Raw genomic sequence first — 10,391 nt, 5'->3', positions numbered from 1 at the left:
GGGCATCGCGGTCGTGGCCTCGCACAAGGGCTACCAGAACATCGACGTCGACGTCCGCAGGCGCATGGCGGCGATCAGCGCGGAGACCGCGGTGGGTGCTGCGTAGGGTGGTCTCACCCGAACAGTCCCACCGAAGGGAAAGCAGGACCATGGCGATCCAGGTCGGCGACAAGGCACCCGACTTCGAGCTCAAGGACAACCACGGCCGCACCGTGAAGCTGTCCGACTTCCGCGGTGAGAAGAACGTGGTGCTGCTCTTCTACCCGTTCGCCTTCACCGGCGTGTGCACCGGCGAGCTGTGCGCGCTGCGCGACAACCTGCCCAAGTTCGTCAACGACGACACCCAGCTGCTCGCCGTCTCCAACGACTCCATCCACACCCTGCGCGTCTTCGCCGAGCAGGAGGGCCTGGAGTACCCGCTGCTGAGCGATTTCTGGCCGCACGGGAACACCTCGCGCGACTACGGCGTCTTCGACGAGGACAAGGGTTGCGCCGTGCGCGGCACCTTCATCATCGACAAGGACGGCATCGTCCGCTGGACCGTCGTCAACGCGCTCCCCGACGCCCGCGACCTGAACGACTACGTGAAGGCCCTCGAGACCGTGTGAGTCCGGCGTGGCCGGGGTCCGGGGAGGGAATCGACACCTGGGATTCTTCGGTTGCGGGGCCTGCGTGGGGCGGGAACCCCTCACTAGGATCGACACGTTGATCCCATATCCGATGCACGACGGGGCTCCCCGCCCCCGGACACCAATGGAGGACTCGTGGGAGTCAGCCTCAGCAAGGGCGGCAACGTATCGCTGACGAAGGAGGCCCCGGGCCTGACCGCGGTCCTCGTCGGTCTGGGCTGGGACGCCCGCACCACCACCGGCACCGACTTCGACCTCGACGCCAGCGCGCTGCTGCTGAACAACTCCGGGAAGGTCGGCAACGACCAGAACTTCGTCTTCTTCAACAACCTCAAGAGCCCGGACGGCTCGGTCGAGCACACCGGCGACAACCTCACCGGTGAGGGCGAGGGCGACGACGAGGTGATCAAGGTGAACCTCGCCGGGGTCCCGGCCGACGTCGACAAGATCGTCTTCCCTGTCTCGATCTACGAGGCGGAGAACCGCCAGCAGTCCTTCGGCCAGGTGCGCAACGCGTACATCCGCGTGGTGAACCAGGCCGGCGGCGCGGAGATCGCCCGCTACGACCTCAGTGAGGACGCCTCGACCGAGACGGCCATGGTCTTCGGCGAGCTCTACCGCCACGGCGCGGAGTGGAAGTTCCGCGCCATCGGCCAGGGCTACGCCTCGGGCCTGCGGGGCATCGCCCAGGACTTCGGCGTCAACGTCTGAGCCGAGCTCCCGCGCGATCGAACATCTGCACAACAGAACGCCTGATCGTCCGGCGCCGCGTGTTTCCACGCGGCGCCGGACGCGCAGGAACCCACACAGGCACCATCCCCGGGGAGGACCAGCATCATGGGCGTCACGCTCGCCAAGGGGGGCAACGTCTCCCTGTCCAAGGCCGCACCCAACCTGACCAATGTCATGGTCGGGCTCGGCTGGGACGCGCGCTCCACCACCGGAGCGCCCTTCGACCTCGACGCCAGCGCGCTGCTGTGCTCCGCGGGCAACCGGGTGCTGGGCGACGAGTGGTTCGTCTTCTACAACCAGCTCAAGAGCCCGGACGGCTCGGTCGAGCACACCGGCGACAACCTCACCGGTGAGGGCGAGGGCGACGACGAGTCGATCCTGGTGGACCTCGCCAAGGTGCCGCCGCAGTGCGAGAAGATCGTCTTCCCGGTCTCCATCCACATGGCCGACGAGCGCGGACAGACCTTCGGACAGGTCTCCAACGCCTTCATCCGCGTCGTCAACCAGGCCGACGGCCAGGAGCTCGCCCGCTACGACCTGAGCGAGGACGCCTCCACCGAGACCGCGATGATCTTCGGTGAGCTCTACCGCTACCAGGGTGAGTGGAAGTTCCGGGCGGTGGGACAGGGGTACGCCTCCGGTCTGCGCGGCATCGCTCTAGACTTCGGAGTCAATGTTTCGTAAAGCCGGGTACGGCGACGGGGGAGACCCGTACATATACGGATTGGGTAGCCAGTGCTTCTGAAAACCTTCGGCTGGTCGTTCGCGATCACCGCGCTCGGCCTCGTCGCCGCGTTGTTCTACGGGGGGTGGACCGCCTTCGGCGTGGTGGCGATCCTCGCCATCCTCGAGATCTCGCTGTCGTTCGACAACGCAGTGGTCAACGCCGGAATCCTGAAGAAGATGAACGCCTTCTGGCAGAAGATCTTCCTCACGGTCGGCGTTCTGATCGCGGTCTTCGGGATGCGGCTGGTCTTCCCCGTCGTCATCGTCGCGATCACGGCCAAGATGGGCCCCATCGAGGCCGTCCACCTGGCGTTCAGCGACAAGGACCGCTACCAGCAGCTGGTCACGGACGCCCACCCGGCGATCGCGGCCTTCGGCGGCATGTTCCTGCTGATGATCTTCCTCGACTTCATCTTCGAGGACCGGGACATCCAGTGGCTGCGCTGGATCGAGCGGCCACTGGCCAAGCTCGGCAAGGTCGACATGCTGTCGGTCTGCATCGCGCTGGTCGTCCTGCTGATCACCTCCTTCACCTTCGCCACCCACGCCCACCAGCACGGCGGCGCGCACATCGACAAGGCGCAGACGGTCCTGATCGCCGGCATCGCCGGCCTGATCACGTACATGGTCGTCGGCGGTCTGTCCGGCTACTTCGAGGACCGGCTGGAGGAAGAGGAGGAGCGCGAGCACGAGGAGGAGGAAGAGGCCGCCCGCGCGGGCAAGCCGCGCTCGGCCGTGAAGCTGGCCGGCCAGGCCGCGTTCTTCATGTTCCTCTACCTGGAGGTCCTGGACGCGTCCTTCTCCTTCGACGGCGTGATCGGCGCCTTCGCCATCACCAACGACATCGTCATGATGGCCCTCGGCCTCGGCATCGGCGCCATGTACGTCCGTTCCCTCACGGTCTACCTGGTCCGCCAGGGCACCCTCGACGACTACGTCTACCTGGAGCACGGCGCCCACTACGCCATCGGCGCCCTGGCCGTGATCCTCATGGTGACCATCCAGTACGAGATCAACGAGGTCATCACCGGCCTGGTCGGCGTGATCCTCATCGCCTGGTCCTTCTGGTCCTCCGTGCGCCGCAACCGCGCGCTGGCGGCCGAGGAGGGAAAAGCGGCGGGCTCCGGCGAGAAGGCTGAGGTCCCCTCGGGGGTGTGACACCCCTCGGCACGAGGAACGCTTCTGAGCGGGGCGGCCGACAAGGACGACGGCGAACCGAGCCGGGTCCCCGGGCCGCCCCGCGGCGCATGGGGCGGGGGCGGCGAGAGCGGTGAGGCTGGGGGCGGGAGATGGGTTTCTTCGACGGTCTGCTGGGCGGACGCGCGTCCGAGTTCGACTCGGGCAGCGCCGCGTCCAACGCGATCGAACTGACCAAACGGCACCACCAGGTGTCCCTGACCAAGCAGGGCGCCGCCACCGGGCATCTGCGCATCAACCTGACCTGGCGGATGCGCACCTCCGACATCGGCGGCTCCGCGCGGCAGAGCCTGCTGCGTCACCCGTTCAAGGCGCTCAAGCCGCCCGAGGTGCTCGGACACAGCCAGTCGATGGTCAACGTCGACCTCGACCTCGGCTGCCTGTACGAGCTGGCCGACGGCACCAAGGGCGTCGTCCAGCCGCTCGGCGGCTTCCTGGGCGACGTGAACGCGCCGCCGTACGTCAAGCTCAGCGGCGACGACCGGTTCGGCTCCGCGTCCGGTGAGACGATCTACGTCAACCTCGACCACCGCGACGACATCAAGCGCCTGCTGGTCTTCGTCTACATCTACGACCAGACCCCGGCCTTCGACCGCACCCACGCGATCGTCACGCTCTACCCGAGCAACGGCCCCCGCATCGAGATCGGCCTCGAGGAACGCCAGCCCCAGGCCCGCTCCTGCGCGGTCGTCCTGATCGAGAACACCAAGGGTGAGCTCATGGTCCGCCGCGAGGTCAAGTTCGTCTACGGCTTCCAGTCGGAACTCGACCGCCTGTACGGCTGGGGCCTGCAATGGGGCCGGGGCTACAAGACGAAGGCGGACAGGTGAGCGCCCGCCTCACCGAGCACCCGCCTCACCGTCCGATGAACTGAGGCCCCTGCGGCGGCAGGCGGAACTCCGGGTCGGGCACCACCGTGACGGCCGGCGGATAGCCGTATCCCGACTGCGGATACCCGTACGCGGGCTGAACCGGGGCAGGAGCCGCCACAGCCGCCGCCGTGGGCTGCTGCTGCGGCGGATACCCGTACGCGGGCTGCTCCGGCGGCAGCGGCTGCGCCACCGGCGTCTCCGCCTCCGTCTCCTCCCCCTCGTCCACCGAGATGCCGAAGTCCGTGGCAAGCCCCTTCAGCCCGTTCGAGTAGCCCTCGCCCAGGGCCCGGAACTTCCACCCCTCGCCCCGCCGGTACAGCTCCCCGCAGATCAGCGCGGTCTCCTGACCGGTCTCGGGCTTGATGTCGAAGTACGCCAGCGGCTCCCCGTCCGCGAGCGCCGCGTCGTACAGCAGGATGCGCAGCGCCCGTACGCGGTCGAAGGCGACGCCGTCCGCCGAGGCGACCACCAGGATCCGGCCCACGCCGGGTTCGACGCCCGCGAGGTCCGTCTGGACCGTGTCGGTCATGCCCTCCGCGACCCGCCGCTTGCCGAGCCGCCACACCTTCCCGGACGGGTGCCGGGGCTGGTTGTAGAACACGAAGTCCTCGTCGGAGCGCACACGACCGTCGGGCCCCAGGAGCAGCGCCGAGGCATCGACGTCCGGCACCCCCTGGCCGGGCGTCCACCGCACCACGGCCCGTACCGTGGCGGCGTCCAGCGGGACGTTCGACCCCTTCACCATCGCGTGCGTCATGCGGTCATCCTGCCCTCTCCGTCCTGGCCACGACAACGCGGGGTCCGACGCGGATCCCGGCTGCTTTACCAGAAGTTCATGCCCGGCGGGAACTTCTGACACCGATTTGTACGTACTATTACCGGCCACCTTTTTTTCGAAGGGCCGGGCAGTCCAGCAGTTCCGCACAGGCCACTGGCCATCACCACGGGGGAGCTTCATGCGTCATTTCGGGCACCTCGCTCCTGAGGTGCGGCAGCGCCTCTTCCACCGGGAGCCGGGGGAGTTCACCGCCGAGTCCCCGGCCCGGCTGCTCTCCGCCGCGCTGGGCGCCACGCTCTACAGCCCGGCCACCCGCCCGCGCCTGGCCGATGACATCGTCAAGCAGGCCGCGCGCGGCGTGGTCTCGATGGTGCTCTGCCTGGAGGACTCGATAGACGACGCGGACGTGGCGCACGGCGAGGAGAACCTCGTCCGGCAGTTCGCCGGGCTGGCCGCCCGCCCCGCCGGCGCGGCCGACCTGCCCCTGCTCTTCATCCGGGTCCGCGCCGCCGAGCAGATACCCGACCTGGTGCGGCGGCTGGGCGCGTCCGTGCGGCTGCTGTCCGGATTCGTGCTGCCGAAGTTCACCGGGGAGCGGGGCCTGCCCTTCCTGGAGGCGATGCAGGCCGCCGAGACGGCGAGCGGACGCCGGCTGTTCGCCATGCCGGTGCTGGAGTCCCCCGAGCTGCTGTACCGCGAGTCGCGGGTGGACACCCTGGAGGGCATCTTCCGCGCGGTCGACAAGTACCGGGACCGGGTGCTGGCGCTGCGCCTGGGCGTCACCGACTTCTGCTCGTCGTACGGCCTGCGCAGGGCCCCCGACATGACGGCCTACGACGTCCAGGTCGTCGCCTCCGTGATCGCCGACGTGGTGAACATGCTGGGCCGGGCCGACGGCACCGGGTTCACGGTGACCGGCCCGGTGTGGGAGTACTTCCGGGCCCAGGAGCGGATGTTCAAGCCGCAGCTGCGGCAGAGCCCCTTCCTGGAGGTGCAGGCGGTCGAGCTGCGCGCGAGACTGATCGAGCACGCGATGGACGGGCTGCTGCGGGAGATCTCCCTCGACCAGGCCAACGGGCTGCTGGGCAAGACCTGCATCCATCCCTCCCATGTGCTGCCCGTGCACGCGCTGTCGGTGGTCAGTCACGAGGAGTTCAGCGACGCGGCGGACATCCTGCGGCCGGAGCGGGGCGGCGGGGGAGTGCTCAGGTCGGCGTACACGAACAAGATGAACGAGGTGAAGCCGCACCGCGCCTGGGCCGAGCGGACCCTGCTGCGCGCCGAGGTCTTCGGTGTCGCCAGGGAGGACGTCGGCTTCGTGGAGCTGCTCGCCGCCGGAATCCCCGACTGACCCGCTGCCCACCACGGCCGACGACCCTCGCCCACCCACCACAGGGAATCCACAGGAAACACATGAACCGCAGGAACACGGCAGGAAACGACGGAGTCTGGTCCGGCACCTGGGTCGCCGAGCGACTCGGGGTCGAGCTGCTGGGCGGCGACGAGCTGACCGGCCTGCTCGGGCTCGCGCTGCGCCGCAACCCCAAGCGGGCGCACCTGCTCGTGTCCAACGTGCTCGGCAAGCACGTACCGCAGTCGCCGTCGGTGGTCTACGGCCACGGATTCGCGCTGGGCCGCCGGGTGCGGGAGCTGCTGGGCGAGCCCGAGGCCGCCACGGCGGTCGTCCTCGGCTACGCGGAGACCGCGACGGGCCTCGGCCACTCGGTCGCGGACGGCCTGGGCCCGGCCACCTACCTGCACTCCACGCGCCGCCCCATGCCCGGCCTCGCCCCGGCGGGCGGCTTCGAGGAGTCCCACTCGCACGCCACCTCGCACCTGCTGCTGCCCGAGGACCCGGCGCTGCTGTCCGGGGACGGCCCGCTGGTCCTCGTGGACGACGAGTTCTCCACCGGCAACACCGTCCTGAACACCATCCGCGACCTGCACTCCCGCCATCCGCGCCGGCGGTACGTGGTGGTCGCCCTGGTCGACATGCGCTCACCCGCCGACACCGCGCGCCTGGAGGACTTCGCCCGGGAGATCGACGCCCGCGTGGACCTGGTCACGGCGGCCTCCGGCACCGTACGCCTCCCGGAGGGCGTGCTGGAGAAGGGACAGGCGCTGGTCGCCCGGCACGAGACGGCGAGCATGCAGCCGCAGCCGCAGCCGCAGCCGCAGCCGCAGCCGGAACCGGGGCCGGGGCAGGAGGCCACCGTGCCCGCCCAGCGGAGCCGCGGCCGGGTCGCGCGCGTCGACCTGCGCTGGCCGCGCGGTCTGCCCGACGGCGGCCGGCACGGGTTCACGCCCGGTCACCGGGACCGGCTGGAGCGGGCCCTGCCCGTCATGGCCGCCCGGGTCGCCGAGGCGCTGCCCGGAACGACCCGGCGGGTGCTGGTCCTCGGGTTCGAGGAGCTGATGTACGCGCCGCTGCGGCTCGCCCGCGAGCTGGAGCAGGTCGTGGCCGCCGAGGTGCGCTACTCCACCACGACCCGCTCCCCGGTCCTCGCGGTCGACGACCCCGGGTACGCGATCCGCACCCGCCTGGTCTTCCCGGCGCACGACGACCCGGCCGACGGCCCCGGCGAGCGCTACGCGTACAACGTGGCCGGAGCGGGCTTCGACGCCGTCGTCGCCGTCGTCGACTCGGCCGCCGACACCCCCGCGCTGCACGCCCCCGACGGCCTGCTGGCCCAGCTCGCCGGGCACACCCCGCACGTCTTGCTCGCGGTCGTGCCGTCGTACGTCCCCGCGACCGCGCTCAGCCCAGAAAGGCCCCGTATGCTGCCCGAGCCCCTCCGCGGCCCCGCCTTCTCCTCGTACGCGCCCGAGGAGGTCGGCTGGCTGCTCCAGGACCTCTCGGACGTGACGCTGGAGGCGCCGACCGAGGAGCGCGAGGAGGCGATCCAGAGCGGCGGCGCGCACTACGCCGAGTCGCTGCCGGTGGAGTACCAGCCCAGCGAGCAGTACCAGGAGCTCTTCCAGGCGGCGCTCGACGCCTCGGCGGACCGGATCGCCCAGGCCGTCGGCGCGGTCACCGAGACCGTCCTCGCCGAGCGGTCGCCCCGTCCCGTCCTGGTCTCGCTCGCCCGGGCCGGCACCCCGGTCGGTGTGCTGATGCGCCGCTGGGCCCGGTTCCGGCACGGCCTGGACCTGCCGCACTACGCGGTGTCGATCGTGCGCGGCCGGGGCATCGACGCCAACGCGCTGCGCTGGCTGGCCGGCCGGCACGACCCCGCGGACGTGGTCTTCGTCGACGGCTGGACCGGCAAGGGCGCCATCACCCGGGAACTCGCCCAGGCTGTCCGGGAGTTCGAGGAGAAGGAGGGGATCACCGGCTTCGACCCGGAGATCGCCGTGCTCGCCGACCCGGGCTCGTGCGTGCGCACCTACGGCACCCGGGAGGACTTCCTCATACCCTCCGCCTGCCTGAACTCCACCGTCTCCGGGCTCGTTTCGCGCACCGTCCTGCGCGCGGACCTGGTCGGCCCCGACGACTTCCACGGCGCGAAGTTCTACCGCGAACTCGCCGGCGCCGACGTCTCGAACGTCTTCCTCGACACCGTCTCCGCCCGCTTCCCGCAGGTGGCCGACGCCGTCGAGCAGGCCGCCAAGGAACTGCTGTCCGCCGAGCGCACCCCCACCTGGGAGGGCTGGGCGGCGGTCGAGCGGATCAGCGAGGAGTACGGGATCCACGACGTGAACCTGGTCAAGCCGGGCGTCGGCGAGACCACGCGGGTGCTGCTGCGCCGGGTGCCGTGGAAGATCCTGGCGCGGTCCGGGGCGGGCGCCGACCTGGACCACGTACGCCTGCTGGCCGGGCAGAGAGGGGTTCCGGTCGAGGAGGTGGACGAACTGCCGTACACCTGCGTGGGTCTGATCCACCCCCGCTACACGCGCGGGGCGACCGGCGCCGACGGCAAGGCGGTGAACGGCTGATGCCGGTGGTGGTGGCGAGCGACCTCGACCGTACGCTCATCTACTCGTCGGCGGCCCTGGCGCTGACCATGCCGGACGCGCGGGCGCCACGGCTGCTGTGCGTGGAGGTGCACGAGAGCAGGCCGCTGTCGTACATGACGGAGACGGCCGCCCAGTTGCTGACCGACCTCGGGGACACGGCGGTGTTCGTGCCGACCACGACGCGTACCCGCAAGCAGTACCAGCGCATCAACCTGCCGGGTCCGGCACCGGCGTACGCGATCTGTGCCAACGGCGGCCATCTGCTGGTGGACGGGGTGTCGGACGCCGACTGGCACCGGCGGGTCATCGAGCGGCTGGCCGGCGAGTGCGCGCCGCTCGCCGAGGTGCGCGAGCATCTGCTGCGCACCGCCGACCCGGTGTGGGTGCGCAAGCACCGGGTCGCCGAGGACCTGTTCGCCTATCTCGTCGTGGAGCGCGAACTGCTCCCCGAGGACTGGGTGAAGGAGCTCGGCGCCTGGGCGGAGAACCTCGGCTGGACGGTCTCCCTGCAAGGCCGGAAGATCTACGCCGTACCGGGGCCGCTCACCAAGAGCGCCGCCGTCCGCGAGGTCGCCCGCCGCACCGGCACCGACCTGGTGCTCGGGGCGGGCGACTCGCTGCTGGACGCCGATCTGCTGCTGGCCGTGGACCGCGGCTGGCGCCCGGGCCACGGCGAACTGGCCGACACGGGCTGGACCGCACCCGGCATCAGCGCGCTGCCCGAGCGCGGGGTACTGGCCGGGGAGCGGATCGTACGGGAGTTCCTCAAGGCGTCCCGGGCGCCGCGGTAGGCGGGACGGTCCCCTCCCGCCGGGGTCCGTCCGGACCGGCCGTCAGCCGCCGCAGCAGCCCCCTCCGCAGCACCCTCCGCCGCCGCCCGAGCCGCCGGACCGGGGCGCGGCGGACGGGGCCGTCGCGGAGCCGCCCACCGCGACCGTGGACAGCAGTTTGACGGTGTCGTCGTGACCGGCGGGGCAGGCCGCCGGGGCGGCGGATTCCGCCATGGGACGGCTCAGTTCGAAGGTGTCGCCGCAGCTCCGGCAGCGGTACTCGTAGCGAGGCATGGCCCCACATTAACGGGAGTGACCAGACGCACAGAGATCTGTGTTTCTTGTGTGTTCGTTTCTGTCCCGTTCTCATGCGGAGATATTGAAAAGACGGCTGATAATTTTGTACGGCCGCGAGAGCCGCGAGGCGGCTTGGAGTGATGGGGGCTGGCGGCCGCGTGTGCGGCGGCTGTGTCGACCCGCGCGAGCAACACGGAGTGCGGAGGGAGACGCAGTCGTGACCGAGGCAGGGCAGGGGGAGGGCCTTCCGGAGGAAGGCCGCCGGTCCGGTGAGCGCCGCGTCGCGCCCCGGCGAGCACCCGACGACGGCGCGCCGCCGCCCGCGGACGCGACGATGCAGTTGAACGTCGACGCCCTGCGCAAAGACGCCCTGCGCACACAGGAGAAGCGGGAGAAGCAGGAGAGGCAGGAGAAGCAGGAGAGGCAGGAGAAG

General features: G+C 70.6%; 10 protein-coding genes. 8 read left to right on the top strand and 2 right to left on the bottom strand.

Going from position 1 to position 10,391, the window contains the following annotated elements; translation table 11 throughout:
* Positions 1–149 precede the first annotated feature (149 nt).
* The 5 genes from ABZ484_RS29695 to ABZ484_RS29675 all read left to right on the top strand — a co-directional run bounded on the left by ABZ484_RS29695 (position 150) and on the right by ABZ484_RS29675 (position 4,114).
* The gene (locus ABZ484_RS29695; RefSeq protein WP_358869000.1) at positions 150–608 is read left to right on the top strand and encodes a peroxiredoxin; all 459 of its coding nucleotides are present in this window, start codon (positions 150–152) and stop codon (positions 606–608) included.
* Between the two features lie 156 nt (positions 609–764).
* The gene (locus tag ABZ484_RS29690; protein WP_086724955.1) at positions 765–1,340 is read left to right on the top strand and encodes a TerD family protein; all 576 of its coding nucleotides are present in this window, start codon (positions 765–767) and stop codon (positions 1,338–1,340) included.
* A gap of 126 nt (positions 1,341–1,466) precedes the next feature.
* Complete coding sequence (locus ABZ484_RS29685; protein ID WP_086724953.1) at positions 1,467–2,045, top strand: TerD family protein; 579 nt, start codon at positions 1,467–1,469, stop codon at positions 2,043–2,045.
* Positions 2,046–2,096: 51 nt separating this feature from the next.
* On the top strand, positions 2,097–3,245 hold the full coding sequence (locus tag ABZ484_RS29680; RefSeq protein WP_358868999.1) for a DUF475 domain-containing protein: 1,149 nt from the start codon (positions 2,097–2,099) through the stop codon (positions 3,243–3,245).
* A 131-nt stretch (positions 3,246–3,376) separates the two neighbouring features.
* Positions 3,377–4,114: a Tellurium resistance gene (locus tag ABZ484_RS29675; RefSeq protein ID WP_358868998.1), complete on the top strand. Its 738-nt coding sequence runs from the start codon at positions 3,377–3,379 to the stop codon at positions 4,112–4,114.
* A 25-nt stretch (positions 4,115–4,139) separates the two neighbouring features.
* Here the strand turns inward: ABZ484_RS29675 and ABZ484_RS29670 are convergent, their stop codons facing one another.
* On the bottom strand, positions 4,140–4,913 hold the full coding sequence (locus tag ABZ484_RS29670; protein ID WP_358868997.1) for a TerD family protein: 774 nt from the start codon (positions 4,911–4,913) through the stop codon (positions 4,140–4,142).
* Between the two features lie 199 nt (positions 4,914–5,112).
* Here ABZ484_RS29670 and ABZ484_RS29665 point away from each other — a divergent pair, with 199 nt between their 5' ends.
* From ABZ484_RS29665 to ABZ484_RS29655, 3 genes are all read left to right on the top strand, one after another.
* Positions 5,113–6,285 (top strand): HpcH/HpaI aldolase/citrate lyase family protein, encoded by a 1,173-nt coding sequence (locus ABZ484_RS29665; protein WP_358868996.1) that lies wholly within the window; start codon positions 5,113–5,115, stop codon positions 6,283–6,285.
* Positions 6,286–6,347: 62 nt separating this feature from the next.
* Positions 6,348–8,870 (top strand): phosphoribosyltransferase, encoded by a 2,523-nt coding sequence (locus ABZ484_RS29660; protein WP_358868995.1) that lies wholly within the window; start codon positions 6,348–6,350, stop codon positions 8,868–8,870.
* Positions 8,870–9,682: an HAD family hydrolase gene (locus ABZ484_RS29655; RefSeq protein ID WP_358868994.1), complete on the top strand. Its 813-nt coding sequence runs from the start codon at positions 8,870–8,872 to the stop codon at positions 9,680–9,682. Before ABZ484_RS29660 ends, ABZ484_RS29655 begins: the two co-directional genes overlap by 1 nt.
* Before the next feature lie 42 nt (positions 9,683–9,724).
* Here ABZ484_RS29655 and ABZ484_RS29650 read toward each other — a convergent pair whose 3' ends face one another.
* Positions 9,725–9,955 carry a zinc ribbon domain-containing protein gene (locus tag ABZ484_RS29650; RefSeq protein ID WP_358868993.1) on the bottom strand — a complete coding sequence of 77 codons (231 nt, stop codon included), beginning with the start codon at positions 9,953–9,955 and terminating at the stop codon, positions 9,725–9,727.
* Positions 9,956–10,391 lie beyond the last annotated feature (436 nt).

Origin of the sequence: Streptomyces sp. NPDC006393 (assembly GCF_040628575.1) — a bacterium.
Classification (GTDB): Bacteria; Actinomycetota; Actinomycetes; order Streptomycetales; family Streptomycetaceae; genus Streptomyces.
This window is presented reverse-complemented; position numbering and strand designations above follow the sequence as displayed.

Excerpts from the sequence above, each read along its gene's own strand:
- ABZ484_RS29675 (WP_358868998.1), top strand. The coding sequence starts at position 3,377 with ATGGGTTTCTTCGACGGTCTGCTGGGCGGACGCGCGTCCGAGTTCGAC.
- ABZ484_RS29655 (WP_358868994.1), top strand. The coding sequence starts at position 8,870 with ATGCCGGTGGTGGTGGCGAGCGACCTCGACCGTACGCTCATCTACTCG.
- ABZ484_RS29660 (WP_358868995.1), top strand. The coding sequence starts at position 6,348 with ATGAACCGCAGGAACACGGCAGGAAACGACGGAGTCTGGTCCGGCACC.
- ABZ484_RS29685 (WP_086724953.1), top strand. The coding sequence starts at position 1,467 with ATGGGCGTCACGCTCGCCAAGGGGGGCAACGTCTCCCTGTCCAAGGCC.
- ABZ484_RS29650 (WP_358868993.1), bottom strand. The coding sequence starts at position 9,955 with ATGCCTCGCTACGAGTACCGCTGCCGGAGCTGCGGCGACACCTTCGAA.
- ABZ484_RS29695 (WP_358869000.1), top strand. The coding sequence starts at position 150 with ATGGCGATCCAGGTCGGCGACAAGGCACCCGACTTCGAGCTCAAGGAC.
- ABZ484_RS29665 (WP_358868996.1), top strand. The coding sequence starts at position 5,113 with ATGCGTCATTTCGGGCACCTCGCTCCTGAGGTGCGGCAGCGCCTCTTC.
- ABZ484_RS29670 (WP_358868997.1), bottom strand. The coding sequence starts at position 4,913 with ATGACGCACGCGATGGTGAAGGGGTCGAACGTCCCGCTGGACGCCGCC.